The organism is Thermoleptolyngbya oregonensis NK1-22, from assembly GCF_032705245.1.
GTDB classification, from domain to species: domain Bacteria; phylum Cyanobacteriota; class Cyanobacteriia; order Elainellales; family Elainellaceae; genus Thermoleptolyngbya; species Thermoleptolyngbya sichuanensis.
Window position 1 is genome coordinate 238,113 of sequence record NZ_CP053540.1, and the last position, 24,913, is coordinate 263,025.

Consider the following 24,913-nt stretch of genomic DNA (forward strand, 5'->3'; position numbering starts at 1 on the left):
ATATCTTTATATCAGCAAATCGTCATCGGGGTCTTCATCTGCAAAGGACGGTTCTGATTTTGCGGGTTCCAGATCCTCGGTCGTTTCGGCAGCGTTGGCGTGGGAACTAGCCGCTGCTTCGTTGGGTCGCTGCTCGATGGGGTCTGCCAGCGCTGGCGATAAATCAAGACGCTCAATGGAGACAATTACCGCATTTTCCCCAGCATTTTCCGGTTCGGGGTCAAAGTCGTCGCTGAAGTCGTCGTCAAACTCGTCCTGCCAGTTTTGGGCGATCGCCCCGGCCTCGTCTGTCCAGTTTTGCAAATCTGAGTCTTGCAGATTTGGCGCTGGCAAATCCGGCGCTGGCAGATCCGGCGCTGGAGAGCCTGACCCCGGCGAGTCTAGTGATGGCAGTTCCCAGTCAAACTCCCAGGCTGCGTCTTCGGGCTGAGCAGGCAGCGGCTGCACATCGAGCGATCGCGGCGCATCCAACAATTCCTCCACAGGCACTTCCTCCCCGGGCGCATCCAGACGCGACGAACCAGATTCAGGCTCCGTTGCCAACTCGAATAACCCATCGGCGGATTCAATCAAGTTCTGAATCTGAGGCTGGGGCTGATTCTCAACCTGAGAGTTTTCAGGCGGTACATCAGTCCGCAAATCAGTCCGCAAATCAGTCCGCACGTCAGGCTGCACATTAGCCCGAACATCAGATAAATCTGATAGATCTGATAGACCTGAATCTGGTAAATCTGGCAGAGGCGCTGGAGAACTGGGCTGCGTGGCTCGCGCATCAGGCTCCAGTTCAAACGGCTCTGGCTGCCGCTCAACCAGCGCTTCGGGTGCAGCCGAGAAGGGAATAGGGGTATCAGGAGGGCTGCGATCGGCAGGCACGTCAACAGACATTTCGCCCGACATTTCGCCCGACATTTCCCCCGACATTTCCCCGGTCGCTAGCTCTACTAGCACTTCGTCCAGCGTAAACGAGTCCTCAGGCGCAGGCCGGAATGCGTCTGGAGAAGCCGAGTTTGTTGAGTCTGTTGCGTCTGTAGCCAGTTCTACCCACGCTGCTGGTTCCGAGGTTTCGTCAGCAGCGACCTGTTCCAGAGTCCTCCCAGGTTCAGCATCGGATGCAGGATCGGATGCAGCGATGGCGGTCGATGGAGCGGTCGATGGGATAGTCGATGGGACGGTCGATGGAGCAGGAGAGAGGGGATCAGATACGGCTGGTGCTGCCTCCGGTTCTGTAGGCGGGGCGGTCGATGAAACGGCTTGGTCTGGCGGCTCAGCCCCTTCGACGGATGGGGTCGGCGATTCCCCAGGCACAGTTGGTGTGACGCTGGGGACAGCACCCACAGGGGCGGTTTTGGCTGGGGGGCGAGGTTGTCGAGTTCTGGCAGCGGCCGGGGTAGCGAGCGCAGCGGGATCGCTGGACGCATCGACAGGCGCGGGCTGGGGTGGGACGGCTTTGGGACTGGCTTTGGGGCTGGCTTTGGGGAGCGATCGCACAGGTTTGCCCGCCAGCTTGGGTGATTTGCCGACACGACTCGTCACCTGGCTCATCCAGCCCGATGCTTGCTGCGGCAAAGCCTTGAACTGGGTCTGGAGGCGGCCGGGCAGTTCCTCGGCTGCCAGCTTTAGCAAATCGCCCAAGTTGCGCGATGATCCGGGCAACCGCGTTTGCTGGTCGTAGGGTGTAAGCAGTCGCCGCGATTCGATCAACTGCCAGCCCATCCAGCCCAGCAGGGCGACGCTGGCCATCTGTCCTAGCAGCACGCCGCCCGTGATGCGACCCGCGCACACCCACAGCACTAGGGCATAGAACATGCCTACGCCGCTCCAGATAAAGTCGTTTTTGCGGTAGACCTCTGGCAGAAAAAACGCCGACATATACAGCCCAAAGCTGCCCAGGGCGACGACTAGCGCCAAAATGTGGGACATTGTTTTTGCCTCCTGTTTGAGGACTACTTCTATATTTTGCGTGAGATTGGAACCTGTGCGAGATTCGGATTCTCTGGGCTGGAGCCACGCGCTTTCTAAACCGCCGGTCTTTCTGTTTTCTGCTCAGCCTGGGTTCTCGTGCGACTCGGACGATTTCTTTGGGCTGAATTTTTCGAGCTTAATTTCCCAGGCTCATTTTTAAGGCTTATTTTTCAAATGTGTGACTCAAATGACGCGCGATCGCCGTAAACTAATGTAAATTTCCGAATGAAGGGTGGAAAAAAGCCTGCCCGTCTGTATTATTTGTGGTGTGACGTTTGCTTACGATTTCTGGATTCGTCGGGTTTGAGTTTGAAGTTTGATATCAGCTTCTAGATTTTTGGCTCAAATCGTGCTTTAGGCATTACGCTGAGTAATCCAGAATTAGATAACTCTTCTAGGGTTTAAGTTCTCGAAACATTTCGGCAGTTTCTAGGCGAAAGTAGGTCGCCTTGGCTTCTGAGTCCAGGTTTTGAGGGTTTGAGCAGCGAGAAGAGGCTGTGGTGAGGAGTGAAGGCGCAAACTGTGGATGCAAAGATTTCTCCAGGTCGGTCAATTTCAGTAACGGGGCGCACCTTGCTCCTGACGTTATCCGCGATTCTGGTCTGTCTGATGGCGGCGCTGGATGTGGCTGCGGGGCGATTGCCCTGGCAAGCGGCTAGTCTGACGTTGCCCTTTGCCCTGTCTGCGGCCGGGGTCGGAGCGTTGGGCTATGCGGCCGTGCCGCAACTCCGCGCCTGGAAAGCAGGCCAGGTGATTCGCGAGGATGGCCCCCAAGCCCACCTGAAGAAGGCGGGCACTCCGACGATGGGCGGCATTTTCGTTGTTCCCGTCGGCGTGGCGATCGCCCTGCTGCTCTCCGGGTTTCACCCGACCGTATTGGCGGTTGCAGGCTTGACCCTTGCTTACGGATTTATCGGCTGGCTTGACGACTGGCAGATCCTCCGCCGCAAGTCGAATAAAGGCATTTCTCCCCGCACGAAGCTGGCGCTGCAAGTCGGCTTTGGGGGGCTGTTTTGCCTCTGGGCTTTTAGCCACTCGTTTCCAGGTATAACTACGGTGCTGCTGCCCTTTGGACTGGCACTACCGTTGGGGGCGCTGTTCTGGCTGGTGTCTTGGTTCGTGCTAGTGGCCGAGAGCAACGCCACCAACCTGACCGACGGGCTGGACGGGCTAGCGGGGGGCACAGGGGCGATCGCCCTGCTTGGTCTGGCGGCACTCGTTGCCCCGGCTCACCCTGAGCTAGCCGTCTTCTGTGCGGCGATGGGCGGCAGCTACTTGGGTTTTTTAGTACACAACCACAACCCCGCCCGCGTGTTCATGGGCGATACGGGTTCCCTAGCGCTGGGCGGAGCGCTAGCGGCTGCGGCAATCGTCAGCCAGTCGCTCTTTGGCCTACTAATTCTGAGCGGCATCTTTCTGGTAGAAACTTTGTCTGTTATTGCTCAGGTTGGCTACTACAAAGCCACGAAGGATGAAAACGGCATTGGCAAGCGCCTCTTCAAGATGGCTCCGCTGCATCATCATCTGGAACTGACGGGCTGGTCAGAGACTCAGGTGGTGGGGCGATTCTATCTAATTGGCGTGCTGCTGGTTCTAGTTTGCCTGTCGCTGTTTCAGGGCTAAGGCTAGGGCTAAAGCTTTGGCGCTTCCTGTAAAGAATGGTAGCGAACGCAACAAAAAAAGCCTTGGATTTCCTATGATTGAAGTGGAGCAAGTTAAGGATAGTTTATATTTCCTTTCGATTTCCGCTCTATCCAGATGACTCGCTCCTCGTTCACTCGTTGCTGAGGCCAGCGTTATGAATCTTTTTAAGGTCATTGGACAGGCGATTCAATTCCTTACCGAAGGAGCATCGGAGATTTTCAGCCCTGACCGAGACGAATATCCCAAAACGGGCGTGCAGCCCTACGAAGGTGATCCGCTGTCTGAGCGCGTAGAGTCCACTAAGTAGCCGCTAAATTATTTGTCGGCTGTCATTTCTGAACGAATTCGGTTGGCTAATCAATCGGTTGGCTAATCAAAAAAATCCCCCCTCTAGCCTGTTATTTGCTAAGGGGGGATTTTTATAGGGACGCTGCTAGGATTGAAGCGCTAGGAAGCGATCGCCTGCGATCGCCCTTCCCTGCATTTTGCTCTACCCCAAAAGCCCTTGCCCCTATGAATGCATCGACCCACCAAGCGACGAATGGATCAACCAATGCTCCTACCGACTGGTACATCGTCAAGCAGCCCGAAGGCCACTGCGATATCGTAGCTGCGGCTGATCTGAACCCCGAACTTGCCAGCCCGTCGCAGACCGCAGGAGACATCGAAATCCAGCAGTGGGGGCCGTTTGCGTCCCAAAGCGAGGCGATCGCCCGTCGGGTGGGGCTGATTCGCGCTGGAAAATGCCTGCCGCGTTAAAAATAGTCAGATTGAATGGATCGCTGGATCGAGTAGTTGAACTAGTTTAGAGCGCAAAGCGTCGCGCTAGGGCAGCGATTCGGCTCGGCGCTGCCGATGGGCTGCAATTTCCTGCCGCAGGGCCTCCAGCGCCCGCGCATATTGCGGATCAGCCAGCGTACCGATTTGATCCCGGTTTTGGCTGAGGGTTTCCCGCTGTTCGTCAGTCAACTCGACCAGCACGTTGGGTTCGATCCCCTGCTTGTTAATATCGCGCCCGCTTGGAGTCAAATATTTGGCAACCGTCACTGCTAGCCCAGAGCCGTCGCCCAGCCCCCGCACCGACTGCACCAGCCCCTTGCCAAAAGTCTGCGTTCCCACCAGCACCGCGCGACCATTGTCTTGCAGCGCACCCGACAAGATTTCGCTGGCGCTAGCCGAACCGCCATCCACCAGCACCACAAGCGGCTTATCTGTCAGGGCGCTGCCGTTGGCCCGCTCCTGTTCTGCAATGCCTTGGCGATCTACGGTGGATACGATCACGCCTTCATTGAGCCACATGCGGGCAATGTCGATGCTGGCGTAGAGCAGCCCGCCTGGATTGGAGCGCAGATCCAGCACGTAGCCCGTTGCCTGCTGCCGCTCTAGATCTTGAATTGCCTCTTTCATTTCTTCTGAGGCGTTGGCGCTGAACTGGTTGAGGCGGATGTAGCCGACCTTGCCCAGCGAGGAGTCTTGCAGAGAGTACCTAACTGGATGTAGCTCGATCCGGGCCCGCTGCAGCTTGAACTCTAGCTCCTGATCGCCCCGACGAATGGTGAGCGTAACCTCAGTGCCAACCGGACCACGAATCAAGGACACGGCTTGGTTCACATCCATGCCCTCAGTCGTCTGATCGTTGATCTTGGTAATGACATCTCGCGCCAGAATGCCAGCCTGCGATGCAGGCGTGTCTTCAATCGGCGCGACAACCACCAGTTCCTTGGTTTCTTCGTCCTGAGAAAGCTGAATGCCGACCCCTGTCAGTTCGCCCGACGTATCCACCTGCATATCCCGAAACTCCGCCGGGTTCATAAACCGCGTGTAGGGATCACCCAATAGCTCCAGCATTTCGCGGATAGCGGTGTAGGCTTCTTCGCGGTTTGTGTAGTTTCGCCCTAAATACTCCTGTCGGACGGACTGCCAATCAACCTGATTAAACGTGGCATCTACGTAGGTGCGATTGATCAGTTGCCAAACCTCGTCAATTAGCTCCTTCGGGCTTTCTTGAAAGAACGCTTGCCCTTTGGACAGGTGCATCCCCGCCCCGGTAACGGTCATTGCTGCGACAGCAAATGCCGTGCTGCCCAAAACGAGTCCGCGTTTTGTAATATCCATAGCGATAGGAGGAGAAGGTCACGACGAGGGTATGCCCAATCTAGCACAGGCATCTTGGGTCGGGCTGCTTAATCATTACAGAAGCACAGAAGCATTGGCAACAGAAGCATTGACGAGAAAATCCCTGTGTCAAAGTTCGCGTGTCAAAGTTCGCGTGTCAAAGTTCGCGTTTCAAAGTTCGTCCAATCGGAGTGAGGAACTGAGCAACACCGACGTTGGCTGGGATGTCCAGGGTAGAACGAGGGCGATCGCTCTTTAGACCCTACGGATCAACCCAGCGTCCATCTGCTTTGATCAAGTTAATTAACTCCTCCACACCCTGATCTTCCGGAACGCGCTTAATTTCTTCACGTCCCCGATACAGCGAAATGTAGCCTGCCTGCTTGCCCACATAGCCATAGTCGGCATCGGCCATTTCGCCCGGCCCGTTGACGATGCACCCCATCACGGCGATATTCAACCCGGTTAAGTGATTTGTAGCAGCGCGAACCTTGGCCAGCACCTCTTCCAGGTTGAACAAGGTGCGTCCACAAGACGGGCAGGCAACATATTCCACCATCGTCCGCCGCAGCCCCAGCGCCTGCAAGATGCCGTAGCAAACCGGAATCTCCTTCTCCGGGGCTTCCGTTAGCGAGACGCGGATTGTGTCGCCGATGCCCTCGGCCAGCAGCGTGCCGATGCCTGCGGTGGACTTGATGCGGCCGTATTCGCCGTCTCCGGCTTCCGTTACGCCCAGGTGCAGCGGATAGTCCATGCCTAGCTCGTCCATGCGCTTCACCATGAGGCGGTTGGCGGCAATCATCACGGGTACGCGAGAGGCTTTCAGCGATAGTTCAATGTTGTAGAAATCCAGCGATTCGCAAATGCGGATGAACTCCAGCGCCGACTCGACCATGCCTTCGGGCGTGTCGCCGTAGGTGAATAGCATCCGCTCTGCCAAAGAGCCGTGATTCACGCCAATCCGCATGGACTTGTTTTGGTCGCGCAGCTTGACAACCAGTGGCTCCAGGGTTTCGCGGATCTTTTCGCCAATTTCAGTAAATTCGGCGCTGGTGTATTCCGTGCGATCGCTCTTGGGCTTTTCAAACACATACAGCCCCGGATTGATCCGCACGTTGTCCACATAGTTTGCCACTTCCAGGGCAATTTTCATGCCGTTGTGATGCACATCGGCCACCAGCGGCACGGGCTTGTAGGACTTGTAGAGGCGATCGCGGATTTCCTCCATCGCCTTGGCGTGGGCCATGCTGGGCACGGTCACCCGCACAATTTCGCAGCCAATCTCGTGCAGCCGCCGAATTGCCGCAACGGAACCCTCGATATCCAGCGTGTCTTCGTTAATCATCGACTGCACCGCCACAGGATAGTCGCCGCCGATGGTGATGTCGCCCACCGGAACCGGGCGCGTTTTGCGACGCACAATGCCCACGTTGGCATCGGCAGGGGCGGACGGAGCAATGGGCGCGTTGACAGGATTAGGAAGCGTTTGCATACCCTTGGGCGTGAGTAGAGATGGGCGATGGAATACGAGATGGGCGATAGAGTATCCGAAAAGCCAAAGCTGCGGCTACGAGACAGCATGAGAGCCACTTGGAGCGTTACTAATAGCCACTCAGAGCGTTACTAAATAATGCTCTACAACAAGGCTCTACAACAAGGCTCTACGTTCCAGAGTGCCATAAACGGGGCACGTTTGGCGGTTATGGACAGGTTATGGAGGTCAGGGATTTGGTGTCAGGGGATGATCGGGGTCGAACCTAAAGCCTGACCCCCGATCCCTAGCGTCTAGTCAATCTGAATTGAGGTGGGGCGGTTGGCGCTACTGCTGGTGCTGGGGGTTCCGGTTTTGCGGAAGTCGGCGTAGAGGCGATCGCGCCATTCAAAAAACGGCGCAAACGTGCCCACATCGGCGATGCCCGGAACGCCTTTGCCCTTCAGCAGTTGGGGAATATCCAGGTAGTCGCCATCGGGAAACTTGACGTACATCGTCAGCCCCGCCACAGCAAAATCTGCCAGGGTGGGATGGTCGGTGATCAGGTAGGGCTGATCAAGCAAGATAAAGCAGAGCGCCGCCAGATCCCGCTTCATGGATGCTTCGGCTTCTTTGAGGGCATCCGGGGTCAGTCCCACGCCCAGTTCCAGCACGCTGAATAGCTCATTGGGCACAGAGCTAACGACTGTTTTTAGAAAATCAGGAATCGTGTTCGGGAGAAACGACTGGCGGAAGCTCTGGTCTTTGCCCAGTGCGCCAATCATGCATTTGCGGGCATTTAGCCCAATGGATTCGTCGGCCCACTGCTCCATTAACAAACACAGCCCGCGCTGTTTGGGATCGGTGGGAATAATCGGGCGATCGGGATAGGTCTTTTCCAGATACTCGGCAATTTCGGTGGAGTCGGCAATCACTGTGGAGCCGTCTTTCAGCACGGGCACCTGGCGCTGTCCGGACATCCGAAACAGGTCAAGCTGGCCGACACCAGGGGTCACTTCCACCTTGCGATAGGGCAAGCCCTTATAGTCCAAAATTAGCCGAATCTTTTCGCAGTAGTGGGATAGCTCAAATTGATAAAGCTCTAGCATGGCCTGCGTCCTCGGTGAGTAGGGCGGAGAAATGGTTGATTGTGTGAATGGGGTGCGGTAGGGAACTGGGTTGTCGAGTGGTTCAGATTGCCCCTAGTCACCATACCCTGAGTCTGTCGGCTCTACAAAGCAAGTAGGCTGCAAATCATCGGCAAATAATCGGCCATCTTGCAAATGAGCGTCCTTGAAGGATTCGCGTATGATGGCTAGTGTCTCCTGCAAATTTTCTCTGCAAATTTCCTTGCTGTATGACTGGAACCGCGATTGGTAGCTACGCGCCCGACTTTGAACTGCCCGGTGTAGATGGCGAGGTGCATCATCTCGCTCGGTATCTTGAATCCCATCGGGCGGTTTGCGTGGTTTTTATGTGCAACCACTGCCCCTATGTGCGGCTGTATATTGATCGCCTCAAGCAAATTCAGGACGACTTTCAGGGGCAGGGCGTGACGTTGATTGGCATCAATCCCAACGACGACACGCGCTACCCCGACGATAGTTTCGACAAGATGAAGTCCTTTGCCATCGAGCAGGCGATCAACTTTCCCTACCTGCGCGACGTGACGCAGGAGGTGGCGGAAGCCTTTGGCGCAGAGCGCACGCCGGAGATTTACCTGCTGGATAGCGAAGGGATTCTTCGGTATAACGGGGCGATCGACGATAGCCCGCAGAATCCCGACGGGGTGCAGAAGGCTTATTTGAGGGAGGCGATCGCCAGCATTCTCTCTGGCACTGCGATCGCCGACACCCACACGCACACCATCGGTTGCTCCGTAAAATGGCGACAGCCGACAGAAGGATAACGAGAACGTCCCGGGCCGGCCGTGGCCGATCGTTTGCCTTAGCCGATCATTATCTAGGACATTAGGATTAGGAAATTGGGAACCGCGCTACAGCAATGCCTGAATATCAGCCTCCAAATCTTCTGGTTTGGTGGTGGGCGGATAGCGCTTCACGACGTTGCCTTGGCGATCGACCAGGAACTTGGTGAAATTCCACTTAATCGCCTCCGTGCCAAAGATACCGGGGGCAGATTTCGTCAGGTATTGAAACAGAGGATGGGCGTTGCTGCCGTTCACGTCTACTTTTTGGAATAGCGGGAACGACACCCCAAACCGAGTTTCGCAAAACGCCTGGATTTGATCTGCTGTTCCCGGTTCCTGCTGTCCAAACTGATTGCACGGGAAGCCCAACACCACCAGACCCCGATCGGCGTATTTGCTGTAGAGGGACTGAAGCCCCTGATATTGGGGCGTAAAGCCGCACTGGCTGGCCGTGTTCACAATCAACAGCACCTTGTCTTTGAACGCATCGAGCGATACGGGCTTGCCGTCGATGCTGGTGGCTGAAAAGTCGTAGATAGAGGCGGAAGCGGCAGTCATAGTGTTAACCCAGGATTAATCCGAGGACTCTGAAACATTACTTAACAATTTTAGCGAAATCCCTGGGGTCGAATGCAGGGTTTGCGGCTTTCGCGATGCCCTTTTGCGATGCCCCTTTGCAATGCCCTTTTGCAATGCCCTTTTGCAATGCCCATCTGTCTGCTAGAGCCGGTGGCAAACCGGCCGCTTGGCGCTGACGGATTTTTCCGGTCTACTGCTATCTTGGGTTGGAAACAATTTTAAAGTTCTAGAGAATTGTCACGACCTATGGGGAATACGTATCGGCGGGTTTTGCTAAAGCTCAGCGGCGAGGCACTGATGGGCGATCTCTCCTATGGGATTGACCCGGCAGTGGTAGATGCGATTTGTGCAGAGATTAAAGATGTGGTGAATACGGGCGTAGAAGTTGCGGTCGTGGTGGGCGGCGGCAATATTTTTCGCGGCATCAAGGGCGCAGCGGCGGGGATGGATCGGGCAACAGCAGATTACATCGGCATGATTGCCACCGTGATGAACGCCATGACGCTGCAAGACTCGCTAGAGCGAAAGGGCGTACAAACTCGCGTGCTGACGGCGATCGAGATGCAGGAAGTGGCAGAGCCGTATATTCGCCGCCGCGCCATTCGCCATTTGGAAAAGGGGCGAGTGGTAATTTTTGGTGCGGGGTCGGGTAATCCTTTCTTTACGACGGACACGACGGCGGCGCTGCGGGCAGCAGAAATTAGCGCAGAGGTCGTGTTCAAGGCGACAAAAGTAGATGGCATTTACGACGCTGACCCAAAGGTGAATCCCGATGCCCGCAGGTTCCAAACGCTGACCTACAGCTATGCGCTGGAAAAAGACCTGCGGGTGATGGATGGAACGGCGATCGCCCTGTGCAAAGATAACAATATCCCTATCATGGTGTTTAACCTGGCGGTTGAAGGCAACATTCGCCGCGCCTTGATGGGTGAACCCATTGGCACACTTGTTGGAGGCTCTTGTGGAATTAGCTGAAATTGAAGGCAATATGCAGAAGACCATTGAGGCCACTCAGCGGTCGTTTAACACCATCCGCACAGGACGGGCAAATGCGAGCATTCTCGACAAGGTGCAGGTGGAATACTACGGTACGCCCACGCCACTGAAGTCTCTGGCCAACATCAGCACGCCCGATGCCAGCACTATCTTGATCCAGCCCTATGACCGGAACACGCTGAACCTGATCGAAAAGGCGATTCAGATGTCTGATGTGGGGCTAACGCCGAACAACGATGGTTCCGTGGTGCGGCTGAATATTCCGCCCTTGACGAGCGATCGCCGCAAAGAATTGGTAAAAATCGCCGCCAAATACGCCGAAGAAGGCAAAGTTGCCCTCCGCAACATCCGCCGCGATGCCGTAGACAGCGTTCGCAAGCAAGAAAAAGACGGCGACTTGCCCAAAGACACCGCGCTGGATTTGCAAGACAGCATCCAAAAGCTGACCGATAAGTACGTGGCCAAAATCGACGCGCTGCTCAAAGAAAAGGAAACCGATATCACAACGGTCTAGCGTTAGATTTGCGTTAGATTTGCATCCGGCTTGCATCCGGCTTGCATCAGGGTTCTGAGCGGTGCGTCGAGGTTGGGTCGAGCTTTTGGCATCGCGCTCAGCCGTGATCTGGATTTGATCTGCGTTTGATCCTTGAGTTTGTGACCCGCGTTCAGGAGTGACCTGTTCATGTATGACTGCATCATCGTGGGCGCTGGGCCTGCGGGCGCAAGTGCTGCCTATCACCTGGCAAAGCGCGATCGCTCGGTGCTGCTTTTAGAAAAGGAATCCCTGCCCCGCTATAAACCCTGCGGCGGCGGCGTATCGCCCCAAGTGGCCGAATGGTTTGATTTTGACTTTGGCCCGGCGATCTCGCTCAAGGTCAACACCCTCCGCTACACCTGGAACATGGACGATCCAGTGGTGGCTCAGCTTGAAAACCTAGAGCCGATCTGGATGGTGCGACGCGACGTGTTCGACCATTTCCTGGTCAAAAAAGCGCAGGAACAGGGCGCAATGCTCAAAGACCGTACCGCTGTATCGGGTATTGAATGGCGAGGCAACGGCTGGCAGGTCAACACCGCTCAGGGCCCGTTTCTAGGAACCTATCTAATCGCTGCTGACGGAGCAAAGGGCTTCATGGCAAAGTGGCTGGGATTTGGCGATCGCAAGCGGAAGCTGGGCGGTGCGCTGGAGGCGGAGGCCCGTCAGCCCATTGCCGATGACCAGACCATCCACTTCGAGTTTGGCATGGTCAAAAACGGCTACATCTGGAACTTTCCTAAGGCAGACGGCTATTCCATTGGCATTGGCACCTTTCGCGGTGGCGAAGCGCAAGACTTCAAGCGCATCCTGACGGAATATTCCAAGCTGTTTAACGTCGATTTTGCAACCACCGAGCAGCACGGGCATCCCCTATGCCTGTGGGATGGCGACCAGACCTTGCATACTCAAAATGCGCTGCTGGCTGGCGAAGCCGCCTGCGTGGTTGATCCCATGACAGCCGAAGGGATTCGCCCTTCGATCTTTACGGGCGTGAAGGCGGCGGAGGCAATTCATGCGGCGCTGAGCGGCAACCTAGACGCGCTCGAAGGCTATACCCACACTATTCAGCAAGAGTGGGGCCAGGAAATGATCTGGGCAAAACGGCTGGCCAATGCTTTCTACAGGGCTCCCAGCCTGGGCTATCGGCTGGGAATCAAGCGGCCCTCTGCCACGGAGCGGATGGGGCAAATTCTCTGCGGCAAGCTGGGCTATCGCGATGTGGCCAACCGCGCTATTCAACGCCTCAGTGCCGGGTTGATCCCAGGAATGTAGAGCCGACTCGACGGTCAAAATTCTCCACTGCGAAATTCTCCACTGCGAAATTCTCACTCTCAACTTAGAGTTTGCTCAGCCGTGCCCTGCTAGCGAGACGGAATTTTGACCGTAAAGCTCGTCCAGCCGTCGGCGCTGTCGGCGCTGATCGTGCCGCTCAGTTGCTCCACCAGCTTTTGCACCAGCGCCAGCCCCAGCCCGGTGCCGCCGTGCTTGTAGCGATCGACTTGCAAGACGCGATAGAACTTTTCAAAGATATGGGGCAGGTCGGCATTGGGAATTTCGGCCTGATTCTGGAGGCGGAAGATGGTGTAGGCTGTGAACCCATTCTCCTCGGCTGGCGGCTGGAGCGATACGTCTAGCGAAATGCTCAGCCCTTTGGGCGTATACTTGCAGGCGTTGTTCAGTAGCTCCGCCAGAATGCGCCGCAGGATGGTCGGGTCGGTCACCAGCGGCGGCAAATCTTCGGCGCAGGAGACTTCGAGGGTTTGCTGGGAGTTGGCGATGCGGGTGCGGAAGGGTTCCACCAGGGCGGGCAGCCAGTTGGGCAGGTCGATGCGCTCGACGGTGATGGGAAAGACGGATTCTTCTAGTCGCTGCAAGTCCAGCAGGTCGTTGATGAGTTCTTCCTCTCGCGCCAGTTCGCTTTCTAGGATGCTGAGATACTGTTTTTGCTTTTCTTCGCTGGGGGCGGTTTTCAGCATGTGGATCGCCATTTTGACGTTGGCGATGGGGGTGCGGAGTTCGTGGGAGACGGTGCTGAGGAACTGATCTTTGAGCTGGTTGAGCCGCTCCAGTTCCGTGACCTGGGCCTGGGCTGCCTGATAGAGCCGGGCCTGGCGAATGGCGATCGCACACTGGTTGGCCACCTGCTGCACCATGCGAATCTCGAACTCGTTAAACACGTACTCCTTGCGGTGAATCAGCCAGAGGTCGCCCAGCACGGCCTGCTCCATGCCCTCGGACGAGTTGGCATCGACGAAAATGGGGCAGGCCAGCATAGCCACCCGTCCCCGCTGCGGGTTTGGATAGAGCGAGCAAAACTGGAAATATAGCCCCTGCTTGAGCTGGTGGTAGATATCCGGCGAGTCATCCATCTGGGCCACACGGCCGTAGAAGGTGGGAATCGAGTGGGTATATTCGTAGCGGATGGTGGACGTGCCTTCCTCTAGGTCGTACAGCGCCGAGTTGCAGCCCGCCAGCCCCAGCACCAGCGTTAGCTCCTGCACAGCCGCCTGCAAGATCTGGCTTTCGTCGAGGCTGTCGCGCACCTTGTCGGTAATGCGCTTGAGCATGGATTCGTATTTCAGCACGCGCTCCATCTGCTCGGCGCGGCGCACGATTTGCTGCTCTAGGTCAGCATTCAACTGCTGCGCCTGTTGATAGAGGCGCGATTGCTGGAGGGCGATCGCCACCTGTTCGCTGAGATAGCGCAGCAAATCCACCTCGTGGGGCTGCCAGTGGCGGATGCCAGAACACTGATGCACCGACAGTAGCCCCAAAAGCTGGTCATCCCGCAGGATCGGCGCGACCAACACCGCCCGCGTCTGCTGCTGCCGAAAGAGTTCCAGCAGTTCCGGCGAATAGTCCCCTGTTTCGATATCGTCCACAATCCGGTAGTGGCCCTGGCGAAAGTAGGCAATTCGCTGTTCGGCGATCGCCTGACTAACCCGCTCTCCCAGCAGCGATCGCCACGGGGCAGCTACCGACTCTGCCACAATCACCGACCCGGCATCGTCCTCAAAGCTGTGAATCACCACTCGGTCTGCCTGGAGCGCTTGTCGCACCTCGATCACCGTGCTGTTCAAAATTTCGCCCGGATCAAGCGACTGACGAATTCGCTGGGTGATGCTGGCGACCGAGTGCGACTGGGCCGACTGCTGCTGAATTTGCTCAACCTGATGATCGTAGCCGTCTAGCACTCGCGATAAATTGGCGCGAATCTGCAACAGCGCATCGGTCAGTCCCGCATCCTGAGAGGTGGCTGGCGCAGGAGGCCGAGCGGATGACCTAGCGGATTGATCGGAGCTAGAGGATCTGGTACGAGGAGACTTGGGGTTGGAAGATGGGTCGCCAGAAGACTTCGCATTGGATGAGTCATGGGATGGATCATGAGAGGGGCGATCGCCCCGATCCTCCTGCCGATCCTCCTCCTCAATAACGCGCTCTAGCGACAGTCGCGACAGCAACTGCTCAACCTGACCCAGCGCCGCCTCCAACTCTGCGTATCCTTGGGGATGCTTGTTGGCTGGGCGTGCTGAAACCGAAGGCTGCGAATTCTGAGGCAAATTCCCTTGACTCACTACACGGACTCTCCTCAGCACATGACATCATTGCAGCCGATCGTCCAGCAAAGCAAATATGCCCAAAACCCGGAAACCCTACCGTAGTAGCCAACACTCATCAGACTTCGGTAATTACGCAGGTGAGTTGACACGGAAGCGCCGCGATCCCAAATCGAGCAGTGTTCAGATGGCTTGCGTGGCAAAGTGCCGATGAATCTCAAGCTAGCGTCCCTCAGATAGGGCGCTCCCAGACAGTTTCGTAATGCTCGATACAGAGTTTTCATCGGAACCCCGAAGCCGACACTCAGTTTGCCAGGAACACACGAATACAATGGTCTGGGTTAGCATCCACAAGAATAGCAGGTTTTTTGGAGGGACGCTTTTGGGGAATTGGGGTGCGGGAATAAGGCTGGGAATGAGGCTCAATCAACCCCGGCACTCCGTTACCTTGCTGCTCCTGTTACCTGTGTTACCGATGTCACCGCTGTTAACTGTGTCAACTGTGTCACCGCCGTCACCGCCGTCACCGCCGTCACCGCCGTCACCTCACCTCGTCACTCCGTTAATCTCCATTATTTTATGTATACCCCGTTCCTCTACGATCGCACTCGTCCTGTCGGCAGCTTTTGGGAAACCACGGTAGATCCGGTGGAAGGGGCGGCGCTGGCGGGCGATCGCACTTGTGATGTGGCGATTATCGGCGGCGGCATCACGGGACTTTCGGCAGCGCTGCACTTGGCGCGGGCGGGCGTGGAGGCGTGCGTGCTGGAGGCGGGAATTCCAGCCTGGGGCGCATCGGGGCGGAATGGCGGCTTTTGCTGTGTTGGGGCAACTTGGCTCGACCCGGAAGCCCTGCTGAACCAGTTTGGGCGCGAGGAGGTGGGGCGATTTTTTCGGCAGCAGCGCGAGGGCACGGAGCTAGTGCGCCAGATTGCCCAGGAAGAAGGCATTGACCTAGACGCGCAGGGGGACGGCGAGATCGAAGTGGCCCATCGCCCCAACCGATGGCGATCGCTCGAAGCGGCCTATGAATTTTTTAGCGACATTGCGGGCTATCCCTGCCAGATCTGGTCGCCCAAGGAACTGACCGAACGGGCCTACCATAGCCCCGAAGCACATGGGGCGCTGCATGTCGGCGTAGGCTTTGGGCTGAATCCGATGAAATATAGCCGGGGACTGGCGATCGCCCTCCAGCGGCAACCCGTTGCGGTCTACGCCCATAGCCCCGTTCAGCACTGGGAAACAGACGGACATGGACATCGGCTGCACACGCCAGGGGGAACCCTGCGGGCCCGGCGAGTCATTATCGCGACCAATGGCTACACCGAAGACCCCCTCCACCCGGCCCTGTCTGGCCGCCTGCTGCCCGTCGTTTCCAACATCATTACCACGCGCCCCCTCACCGCCGCCGAACTCGCTGCTCAGGGCTGGAAAACCGAAACCCCCATCTACGACACGCGCAATCTGCTGTTTTACTTTCGCCTGCTGAAAGATGGGCGCTTTCTGTTGGGGACGCGGGGCGGCACGCGGGGCACCCCACAAGAAGCCGACCGCTATCGTCAATGGATGGGGCGACGACTGGGCAAGATGTTTCCCGCCTGGCGCGACGTGGAAATTTCCCACTACTGGAGCGGGCTGCTCTGCGGCTCTAGGGCGCTAGTGCCTCATGTCGGGCAGCTTGTCGATGATCCCACGCTTTTCTACGCGCTGGCCTATCACGGCAACGGCGTGGCCACCGCCACCTGGAGCGGCCGGGCGATCGCCCATCTGCTGATCGGCAAGATTTCAGAAACCGATCTGGCAACCCCCTTCCGCCAGCCTCTCCGCCGCTTCCCGCTGCCCCACCTGCGCCCGTGGTATCTGCGGGGGATGTTTAGTCTGTATAGCTTGCAGGATGCCTGGTAAGCGGGCGGGGCTGTGGGAGTCAGTTCCCCTATCTCTGCATCACTCACATTATTCCATCGCAGCACAGGTCAGCGGCGAGCCGCCAGGATTGGTCGCAGCGCGGGCAGCCTGGGCAACGCGAAAGTCGAGATCCGTCAGCCCGCCTGCGTCGTGGGTGGTGAGTCGCAGCGTGACGCGGTTGTAGGCGATCGTTAGGTCGGGGTGATGGGCGGCGGCTTCGGCGGGTTCCACCAGGCGATTCACAAAGGCGATCGCCTCCACAAAGTTCCCAAACGAGTAGGTGCAGGAAATGTCCTGTCCTGCCAGGGCCCAGTCAGATAGATCCTGCATTTGCCGGGCTATCTCATCACTGCTGAGCAAGACTGGGAGGGCGATCGCCCCCCGCGATCCGGCCCCTATTGCCAACACCAGTCCCAGCCCAGCGCCCAGTATCCAGTTGCGTCGGGGTTCGATATTTCTATGCATACGAAACTCCATTTTGATGGACTTGTTTGATGGACTTAGAGGGACTCATCTGGCTGCCTCAAAACTGCCTCAAAATAAGATTAAAACTCACACAGTTGGACGATTTTTCACGGTCTGCGCCCGCAAGAAATCGTCCAAAGCCCAGAACCTAAAGATATCGCCCTCAATGCCGATCAGCAGACGGTTTGCGCGGGAAATATTGGGAAATATTGGGAAACATGCAGATGGAGCAATGTTAGAGAGTGTAGTAGGCGATCGCCCTCGAATCCTTATGGAACGCCAGAATAGCCTCTTGCGATCGCCCTTGTTCTCCTAGTATCACAACCTCTGGGCGATCGCCGCGGCCCAGGGACCGAACCGTGTTTCTAAAAAGCTTTACGCAGAAATTAAACAGTTCCGTAAGCTGGTATTTTTGTGGTTAAGTTTTGCAGTCTTGTTTTCTAGACTGCTGCAAGCTTCGCAGCAAATATTTAAGGTTGAAACATATCGGCGCACCCAGAGGTCATCACCAATGGGCGCTTTGCTGTTTTCTTGGCTTTGCTGTTCTGATTGCTGCTTTTGATCGCGGCCGATTCAGCTTGGATCGGGCGTGATCTTGTTTCGGGTGCGCTGGAATGTCGTTTCGGTTTGCATATCCGTCTGGCAGCGTTCCAATATGATTCCAATATGAATGGTTATGAAATGCTTTTCAGCGTTTTGCAATTTCAGCGCCTTGCGTGCAGAACGCATTCTTAAAAGCATTCCTGAACGCATTCTATAACTGTTCTGTAACTGTTCTGTAACTGTGGTGTGACGTAGTGTATTCTCCTATGATTCAACCAAACTCATTCCCTGACAACCCTCTTGATCCTCAAGATTTTAATCTCCAAACATTTGCCAAGCCAGTTCCCCGAATAGATGCACAAAACCTGACGCAGAGGCTGTTTCGGCAGCAGCATCTTGTACCTGGAAAGCCCGTTGTGGTTACAGGGTTACTGGATGGGCTGAATTGGAACTTAGACTTTCTGCTGAAACATTTGGGCAATTTGACCTTTCCGGTGCGACACTACGGGCGCGATCGCTACCAGCGAGACAAACGCACCTGGGAAACCATCGGCAGCGGCGTGCCGACCTACAGTATCAACTTTGCCAGGTATGTGAGAATGCTGCGGTCTGGCGAAGCGCGAGAAAAGGATGCCTATTTGGGACGCTGTTCCCTTAAGGACACACCGCTAGAAGATGCCACCCAAATTCACCAGGCCGAGGCACGACTGGGACTGCGACTGCCTGCAACAGCAATTAACCTTTGGGTTGGGCCGGGAGGGCGCACCTCTGCGCTGCACTACGACCCGATGGACGGCACGCTGATGCAGCTTCAGGGTGAGAAGCAGGTCGTCCTGTTTCCGCCATCGCAACTTTACAACCTGTATCCATTTCCACTGCTCAATTACTTACGCTATGGCATGAAGCGGCGGGCGCTCTATAGCCAGGTCTATCCCGATCGCCCTGATTTTGAGGCGTTCCCGCGCTATCGGGAGGCACTGAACCACTGCCAGATGACGGTGGTAAAAGTAGGTGAAACCCTGTTCATTCCTGCGGGCTGGTGGCATGAGGTGTCTAGCCTCGGAACCGATGCCGTCTGTTCGGTAAACCGATTTTGGAACGTGTTGCCGTTGTCGCGGGCGCTGACGAACTGGAGTAAGTGGCGTGTTCACTTGGGATTTGTGATGGCGATGCCGCATCTGCTGGGCAATCTGGCAGGGGCGATCGCCAGCACAGATCGCGAGCAGGCCTTTCGTAAAATTATGCAGCGGATGTGAGGAGAGAGGATGAAGAGAGAGGGGTGGGGTGATAATGGAGCAACTGTGCCATCCACACTCCATCCCTCTTAGGCTCCCCATACTCAAATCCCCAACCCCGTTATTGTGACTGCGATCGCCCCTGTCAAAACTGCTCCCCCACGCCGCACCCGCCGTCCGGTCGGGCTATACGCCTCGCTGCTGCCGCCGCTGGTATGGACGACGCTGCTCTATTTTGTCCCCTTGGCGCTGCTGATTTCCTACAGCGTGTGGCGGCTGGAGGCGTTTGATATTGTCAAAGAGTTTAGCCTGGTCAATTTCAAAACGATTTTTACGAATGCCGCCTATCGCACGGTAATTTTGCGAACCGTGGGCACGGCGCTGGGAGTGACGCTGATTGATATCGTGCTGGCCCTGCCGCTGGGCTATTTTATTGCGCGGTTTGGCGGCAAGTGGCGATCGCTCCTGACGATCCTCGTCATCCTGCCGCTGTGGTCAAGCTATCTAGTGCGGGTGTTTGCCTGGAAAATCATTCTGGGCTACAACGGCGTGTTGAATACGGCGCTGCTGTCGCTGGGCATTCTTCAGGAACCCAGCACGGTCTTCCTCTACAACCAGTTTTCGACCATGCTCACGTTTGTTCACGTCTGGCTGCCGTTCATGATCTTGCCCATCATCACCGCCTTCGAGCGATTGCCCCAAGACTTGCTGGAAGCCTCCGCCGATCTGAACGCGCCGCCGCTCACAACTTTTCGCCGAGTCATTCTGCCCCTGGTGAGACCGGGCGTATTTGCGGGTTCTATCAGCGTGTTTGCGTTGACGATGGGCGACTATATCACGCCGAGTCTGGTAGGCAGCCCCAGCGGCATCATGTTGGGTAACGTCATCTCGTCCCAGTTTGGCGTGTCCTACAACTGGCCGCTGGGCGCAGCGTTTTCGCTGGTGGTAATGCTGATTGTATTTGCTGGACTGGCGATCGCCCTCCGCCAGGGAGCCTTGGAAGCTTAAGGTGGGAAGCCTGAGGGTTGAAGCTGGGTGGAACAAATGCGATTTTGGATTTTAGTTGGTGTCCCGATTGATTCGCAGATCCCTTCGGAGCATGGAGACAAGTCATAAAACAAGTCATAAAAAAGGGATGAAAGCATCGCCCTCACCCCCCGCAATCTCTAGGAGACATCAAATCTAGAAACGAAACATAAAGCAAAGCACAGACACTGAGCCAATCTGCCCTAGTTCAGCGGTTGGCGATCGCCCGCAGGCGGCAAGCCACGTTCCGACGCAGGCGGCAGGTAGCTATCGTCAAACACTTCGCTAATCGGGGGTGGAGTCACTTCAAACACTCCAGCCACCTGCTTGATCGTCTGCTCAAAGCGAGCCGGATCGATGCCGCCCAGACCGTTCGCCTCAGTCTCCGGAGTGACCCACAGCCGCTCTAGGGCAATCTTTAGGCGCTGCTTTTCTGACGCTTCCTCCATCAGGGAATCGCCCGCTTTCATCACCGATGCCAGCCCCGCAGCCGGATCTTTGATTACGTCCTGCATTCCTCGGAAATAGGCTCGCAAGAAGCCCCGCACCACGTCGGGGTTTTGCTCCAAGAACGACTTCTTGACCACGATGGCATTGCCATAGAGATCCAGCCCAAAGTCGTTGTAGTAGAACATTGTCAAGTCAGACTCTTGCTTGCCTGCCTTGGCAAGCGCAGGCAGGATGCTGGTCGAGAACCCGCTGACGGCATCAACATCGCCCTTAACCAGAAACGTTTCCCGCAGCTTTGGCTCCATCGTGATCCATTCCACCGAGTCGGCAGGAATGCCCACCTGTTCTGCAAACACAGGCCACAGCTTGCGCGGCGCGTCTCCGGCAGGTGCGCCCAGTTTCTTGCCCTGGAGGGCTTTGGGATCAGCGATGCCGTTGGTGGACAACGTGGCGATCGCAAACGGAGAGCGGTTGTAGGGCACGGCCACCGCCACCACCGGATCATTCGGATTCTTCGCGTTGAACTCGATCATCGAGTACATATCGCCAAAGCCGATCTCCACCGTCCCCGCTGCAACATCAGTGATGGTCTTCGCAGAGCCATAGCCCCGCTCAATCACCACGTTCAGCCCTTCCTCTGCAAAGTAACCCTTCTCGCTAGCCAGCGTGATCGGCGCATTGTCTCCTTGCAGGAGCCAGGAGGGGTTAACCTTGATCGTCCGCAGTTCGTTCGGAGCCGTCGGGGAAGCAGCCGTCGTCGTCCCTGGCGATGCCTCTGGAGCAGTCGCCTCTGGGGTAGGCGTTTGGCAACTGCTCAGCAGCATGGGGGAAGCAACCAGAGCAATGGAGAGAAATCGAGCCAGCCAATTAAGTTTCATAGTGCGCTTTGAGAATTGATCTGCACCAGGCAATGTTTCAACAAGTTGTTTACTACAGAGTGTTCCTAGCAACGCTGAACCTACCTCAACGATTGAGCTTGCGCTGTCGAGAAGCCTGCATCAGTCCTGAAAGTTAAGCGCATTGACTGCACAGAGACTGCACAGATTCAGCTCAGCTCAACAAATCATTTAAGCGATCGCAGGCGAAACAGCGCAAAACCAATACTCAGCAAACTTAATGAGGACACTGCTCGAAGGGCGCAGGTAAGCAGTGCCCTTTGCTTAGTTTGGTTTAGCGTAAGGTGTACTGTATACATATCCGAAGCAGCGAAACGTGACCCAGGCTACAATTTGCGATCGCCAACTTTTGAAAATTCATTAAGAACCTTGTCAAAACTACCGTCTTAAAAACTCTTTGCCTTAATTCCCAGGTTTTGTGTCAAGAACTACAGAATCCCTTCCTGCTTAGCTGCCCAAATGAAGGGCATCTTGAATGCGTCAAGGGTTTTCTCATCATGGTTCAATCCGAAACAATCGACAGCGCTGCAAAAACCGACAAGCCTGTCATTCTGGAGTTCGATCGCATTGGTCTGCAATACCAAGTCGATGGCAATCCGCGACGCATTATCGACGAGATTTCGCTGAACATAGCCGAGGGCGAGTTTGTGTCGTTTGTCGGGCCGAGCGGCTGCGGCAAAACATCGATTCTGCGGATGGTGTCGGGTCTGTCGCCCGCGCCCCTGGGAGAAATCCGATTTCGCGGAAAAAAGATTACCCAACCGCTGAAAAACGTTGGCATTGCCTTTCAAAACCCGGTGCTAATGCCCTGGCGCAATACGCTGGCAAACGTGATGCTGCCGCTGGAAGTGGTGGAGCCGTATAAGCAAGAAATTCGCAATCCCAGCCGCAAGGCAATCCACGCTCGCGCTGCGGAAGAGCTGCTGGCTACGGTGGGGCTGAAGGACTTTGCGAAGCAGTATCCCTGGCAGTTGTCGGGTGGAATGCGCCAGCGGGCTTCGCTATGTCGGGCGCTGATTCACAAACCTGAAATTTTGCTGCTGGATGAGCCGTTTGGGGCACTGGATGCCTTCACCCGTGAAGAGATGTGGGTGATGCTGCAAGAGCTATGGATGCACAATCGCTGCACCTGCATTTTGATTACCCATGACCTGCGAGAAGCGGTGTTTTTGTCTGACACGGTGTATGTCATGGGGCCGCGACCTAGCTCGATTATTTACAAAGTGGACGTATCGCTGCCGCGCCCCACTACGCCAGACATGATGCTGTCGGACGACTTCAACCACATTGTGGCCGACCTGCGCCGCCATATTCATCGCAACTAGCGCAGCGTCGATTTTTTCTATCCTGCTTTCTATTCCGCCTATTCCGCCTTGCCTCCGCAATCCCTGCTTTTACCATTCTTCTGGTTATCATGACTACGTTCGATCGCCTTGAAAAATTCTCTCGCACCAAATCCGCCAGCATTATATTTCCAGCGGTAGCAACCGTGCTGCTGTTTGTGCTTTGGGAACTGCTGGTGCGGTTGTTCAATATTCCCAGCTACAATCTGCCAGCGCCGTCTGCAATTTTGCAATCGGCGATCGCCCGCAGTTCGGCTTTGTGGGAGAATTCCATGCAAACGCTGTTCACGACCTTGGCAGGGTTTCTGCTGGCGATCCTGGCGGGTGTCATTCTCGGTTTTATGATCGGCTATTCGCGGCTGGCGTACATTGTGCTGTACCCGCTGCTGGTTGGGTTCAATACCATTCCCAAGGTGGCGCTTGTGCCGCTATTTGCGCTGTGGTTTGGCATTGGCACGATTCCGGCTATCCTCACAGCATTCCTGCTGGCTTTCTTCCCGATTGCGGTCAACGTGGCGCTAGGGCTGGACACGGTGGAACCGGAGATGAAGGACGTGATGCGATCGCTCGGCGCATCTCAGCTCGAGATCTTCCAGAAAATCGGCTTTCCCCACGTCATGCCCTATGTCTTTGCATCGCTGAAGGTGGCAATTTCGCTAGCGTTTGTGGGGGCAGTGATTTCGGAAACCGTCGCTTCCAACAAGGGCATTGGCTACCTCATCGTCACCGCCAGTTCCAACTTTGACGTGCCGCTGGGGTTTGCGGGTCTGATGGTGCTGGCAATTATGGGGACTGCGCTCTACGGATTCTTCGCGGCGGCTGAAAAGTATCTAATCTACTGGGCCCGCTAGCGCGGCTCTGCTCGACCACCCGCCGAAAGTGGGTCACGGTGTCCGTCGTCTCCCAGGGAACAGCGCCCTGCGGCCCAAACCAGCGCTCAAACAACTGCATCGCTGTCGTTTCCCCCGCCAGCACGCCTTCCATAAAGCGAGTCAGGCTTTGATTCACCTGGGCGCGAAACGGCAGATCCTGTTTGGGCAACAGACAGCCGTACACCTCGCGGCTAAAAGGCTGCGGAGGAATGACTTCATAAGCGTCGGGATCGGGCAGCGATCGCCGCAATCCCTCCAGCAAGATGCCGTCGCTGGCCAGCGCGTCAATCCGTCCCTGTTGCAGCAAAGACAGCCCCTCAGCGCGATCGCCCACAGGCACAATTCGCGCCAGCGGCAGCCGCCTGCGAATTAGCTCTGCGTTAGTTGTGCCCGATACGCCGCCAACTCGCAGCCGATTGCCCGAAAGCCCCCGACCCCGCGCCAGCAAAAACTGCGTCCCCGTCACGAAATAGCCGACCGAAAAATCCACCATCGACCCGCGGCTGAGGGTAATGCTGCTTGTGCCACAGGCTATGTCCAATGCGCCTTGGCTAACCTGGGCAAACTGCTCTGCTGCCGTCGTAGGCACCAGTTCTAGCTGAATCGTCCGCCCCAGGCTGCGAGACAAATCCGCCTGCATTCGCCGCAGCAGGTCAACCGGGTATCCCATCGGTGCGCCCGACTCATCCAGCGTGCCAAACGGTGCAGCATCCGTGCGAACCCCCGCCCTCAGCACACCCGTCCGCTGAATTTTCTCCAGACGCGCCTCTGCCCAGGCGGGAGCCAGCATCCCCAGCCACAGCAGCAGCCCCAAGCTCGCCAATCTACCCCGCCTCGCAGCCCTGCGTTTGTTTCGAGACATCCTGCCTCTCCTAACTCCAATCCTCAGCCTTTCGCCAGCTTCAAAATTTTCTGGGCAACCGCCTCGTCTACCGGCATCACTGATAGGCGATTGCCCTGGCGCACCACCAGCAGTTCCTCTGACGAAAAGGTTTGCCGCAGTTGTTCCAGCGTCACTATCTGAGGAAACTGCTCCACAAACTCGACCTGCACCGTGCGCCAGCGGGGATTGTCCTGCGGCGACTTGGCATCGTAATACTTGCTCTTGGGGTCAAACTGCGTCGGGTCTACGATATCCGGCTGCGACACCTGCATCAGCCCCACAATTCCCGGCGGCGTGGCGTTGGAGTGATAGAAAAACGCGCGATCGCCCACCTCCATTGATCGCAAGAAATTTCGCGCCTGATAGTTTCGCACGCCATCCCAAATCGTCTGGCGATCGCGCTCCAGGTCTTCGATGCTATACACATCCGGTTCCGATTTCATCAGCCAATAGCGCATCAGAGGTTCGAGTCAGGGGTTACGGGTTAGGGGTTAGGGGAATGC

At 56.4% G+C, this 24,913-nt stretch carries 22 protein-coding genes; 12 read left to right on the plus strand and 10 right to left on the minus strand.

The genetic code is table 11. The features are described 5' to 3' along the window. Positions 1-6 precede the first annotated feature (6 nt). The gene (locus HNI00_RS01035; protein ID WP_316789904.1) at positions 7-1,920 is read right to left on the minus strand and encodes a Ycf66 family protein; all 1,914 of its coding nucleotides are present in this window, start codon (positions 1,918-1,920) and stop codon (positions 7-9) included. A 564-nt stretch (positions 1,921-2,484) separates the two neighbouring features. Between HNI00_RS01035 and mraY the strand changes: the two genes are divergently transcribed. The 3 genes from mraY (at position 2,485) to HNI00_RS01050 (ending at position 4,365) form a co-directional block, all read left to right on the plus strand. Next, entirely contained in the window at positions 2,485-3,585 is a 1,101-nt protein-coding gene (mraY, locus tag HNI00_RS01040; protein ID WP_420156273.1) for a phospho-N-acetylmuramoyl-pentapeptide-transferase, read from the plus strand. A 175-nt stretch (positions 3,586-3,760) separates the two neighbouring features. Further along, positions 3,761-3,913, plus strand: a complete 153-nt coding sequence (locus tag HNI00_RS01045; RefSeq protein WP_068509430.1) for an isochorismate synthase — start codon at positions 3,761-3,763, stop codon at positions 3,911-3,913. A 206-nt stretch (positions 3,914-4,119) separates the two neighbouring features. Further along, entirely contained in the window at positions 4,120-4,365 is a 246-nt protein-coding gene (locus HNI00_RS01050; protein ID WP_316789909.1) for a hypothetical protein, read from the plus strand. 66 nt (positions 4,366-4,431) lie between these two features. Here the strand turns inward: HNI00_RS01050 and ctpC are convergent, their stop codons facing one another. From ctpC to HNI00_RS01065, 3 genes are all read right to left on the minus strand, one after another. Continuing rightward, positions 4,432-5,721 carry a carboxyl-terminal processing protease CtpC gene (gene ctpC, locus HNI00_RS01055; protein WP_316789912.1) on the minus strand — a complete coding sequence of 430 codons (1,290 nt, stop codon included), beginning with the start codon at positions 5,719-5,721 and terminating at the stop codon, positions 4,432-4,434. Between the two features lie 262 nt (positions 5,722-5,983). Continuing rightward, complete coding sequence (gene ispG / locus HNI00_RS01060; protein ID WP_316789914.1) at positions 5,984-7,213, minus strand: (E)-4-hydroxy-3-methylbut-2-enyl-diphosphate synthase; 1,230 nt, start codon at positions 7,211-7,213, stop codon at positions 5,984-5,986. A 293-nt stretch (positions 7,214-7,506) separates the two neighbouring features. Beyond that, positions 7,507-8,301 (minus strand): glutathione S-transferase family protein, encoded by a 795-nt coding sequence (locus tag HNI00_RS01065; protein ID WP_316789916.1) that lies wholly within the window; start codon positions 8,299-8,301, stop codon positions 7,507-7,509. 248 nt (positions 8,302-8,549) lie between these two features. Between HNI00_RS01065 and HNI00_RS01070 the strand changes: the two genes are divergently transcribed. After that, complete coding sequence (locus HNI00_RS01070) at positions 8,550-9,101, plus strand: thioredoxin family protein (RefSeq protein WP_172358125.1); 552 nt, start codon at positions 8,550-8,552, stop codon at positions 9,099-9,101. Positions 9,102-9,188: 87 nt separating this feature from the next. Here the strand turns inward: HNI00_RS01070 and HNI00_RS01075 are convergent, their stop codons facing one another. Continuing rightward, positions 9,189-9,680, minus strand: a complete 492-nt coding sequence (locus HNI00_RS01075) for a glutathione peroxidase (RefSeq protein ID WP_068509417.1) — start codon at positions 9,678-9,680, stop codon at positions 9,189-9,191. A gap of 267 nt (positions 9,681-9,947) precedes the next feature. Between HNI00_RS01075 and pyrH the strand changes: the two genes are divergently transcribed. The 3 genes from pyrH (at position 9,948) to HNI00_RS01090 (ending at position 12,507) form a co-directional block, all read left to right on the plus strand. Beyond that, positions 9,948-10,676 (plus strand): UMP kinase, encoded by a 729-nt coding sequence (gene pyrH / locus HNI00_RS01080; RefSeq protein ID WP_172359061.1) that lies wholly within the window; start codon positions 9,948-9,950, stop codon positions 10,674-10,676. Then, the gene (gene frr / locus HNI00_RS01085) at positions 10,663-11,211 is read left to right on the plus strand and encodes a ribosome recycling factor (RefSeq protein ID WP_172358127.1); all 549 of its coding nucleotides are present in this window, start codon (positions 10,663-10,665) and stop codon (positions 11,209-11,211) included. Before pyrH ends, frr begins: the two co-directional genes overlap by 14 nt. A gap of 168 nt (positions 11,212-11,379) precedes the next feature. Next, entirely contained in the window at positions 11,380-12,507 is a 1,128-nt protein-coding gene (locus HNI00_RS01090) for a geranylgeranyl reductase family protein (protein WP_316789921.1), read from the plus strand. A gap of 89 nt (positions 12,508-12,596) precedes the next feature. Here HNI00_RS01090 and HNI00_RS01095 read toward each other — a convergent pair whose 3' ends face one another. Beyond that, positions 12,597-14,810 (minus strand): sensor histidine kinase, encoded by a 2,214-nt coding sequence (locus tag HNI00_RS01095; protein ID WP_316789923.1) that lies wholly within the window; start codon positions 14,808-14,810, stop codon positions 12,597-12,599. Between the two features lie 561 nt (positions 14,811-15,371). Here HNI00_RS01095 and HNI00_RS01100 point away from each other — a divergent pair. Then, the gene (locus HNI00_RS01100; protein WP_316789925.1) at positions 15,372-16,697 is read left to right on the plus strand and encodes an NAD(P)/FAD-dependent oxidoreductase; all 1,326 of its coding nucleotides are present in this window, start codon (positions 15,372-15,374) and stop codon (positions 16,695-16,697) included. 48 nt (positions 16,698-16,745) lie between these two features. Here HNI00_RS01100 and HNI00_RS01105 read toward each other — a convergent pair whose 3' ends face one another. Next, complete coding sequence (locus tag HNI00_RS01105) at positions 16,746-17,129, minus strand: 4a-hydroxytetrahydrobiopterin dehydratase (protein WP_420156274.1); 384 nt, start codon at positions 17,127-17,129, stop codon at positions 16,746-16,748. A gap of 842 nt (positions 17,130-17,971) precedes the next feature. Between HNI00_RS01105 and HNI00_RS01110 the strand changes: the two genes are divergently transcribed. Together HNI00_RS01110 and HNI00_RS01115 are read left to right on the plus strand one after the other, a co-directional pair. Further along, positions 17,972-18,961 (plus strand): cupin-like domain-containing protein, encoded by a 990-nt coding sequence (locus HNI00_RS01110; RefSeq protein WP_316789933.1) that lies wholly within the window; start codon positions 17,972-17,974, stop codon positions 18,959-18,961. 105 nt (positions 18,962-19,066) lie between these two features. Beyond that, complete coding sequence (locus tag HNI00_RS01115; RefSeq protein ID WP_316789934.1) at positions 19,067-19,948, plus strand: ABC transporter permease; 882 nt, start codon at positions 19,067-19,069, stop codon at positions 19,946-19,948. A gap of 221 nt (positions 19,949-20,169) precedes the next feature. On the opposite strand, the gene HNI00_RS01120 is transcribed toward HNI00_RS01115, so the two are convergent. Further along, on the minus strand, positions 20,170-21,294 hold the full coding sequence (locus HNI00_RS01120; RefSeq protein WP_297077984.1) for an ABC transporter substrate-binding protein: 1,125 nt from the start codon (positions 21,292-21,294) through the stop codon (positions 20,170-20,172). 515 nt (positions 21,295-21,809) lie between these two features. Here HNI00_RS01120 and HNI00_RS01125 point away from each other — a divergent pair. Then, complete coding sequence (locus HNI00_RS01125; RefSeq protein WP_172358131.1) at positions 21,810-22,637, plus strand: ABC transporter ATP-binding protein; 828 nt, start codon at positions 21,810-21,812, stop codon at positions 22,635-22,637. A gap of 89 nt (positions 22,638-22,726) precedes the next feature. Continuing rightward, positions 22,727-23,506: an ABC transporter permease gene (locus tag HNI00_RS01130; protein ID WP_316789941.1), complete on the plus strand. Its 780-nt coding sequence runs from the start codon at positions 22,727-22,729 to the stop codon at positions 23,504-23,506. Here HNI00_RS01130 and HNI00_RS01135 read toward each other — a convergent pair. Both HNI00_RS01135 and HNI00_RS01140 read right to left on the minus strand, forming a co-directional pair. Continuing rightward, a complete protein-coding gene (locus HNI00_RS01135; RefSeq protein ID WP_316789943.1) occupies positions 23,439-24,350 on the minus strand; it encodes an amino acid ABC transporter substrate-binding protein in 912 nt (303 codons plus the stop codon). The genes HNI00_RS01130 and HNI00_RS01135 overlap by 68 nt on opposite strands. 62 nt (positions 24,351-24,412) lie before the next feature. Continuing rightward, complete coding sequence (locus HNI00_RS01140; protein WP_172358134.1) at positions 24,413-24,868, minus strand: EVE domain-containing protein; 456 nt, start codon at positions 24,866-24,868, stop codon at positions 24,413-24,415. Positions 24,869-24,913: the final 45 nt, after the last annotated feature.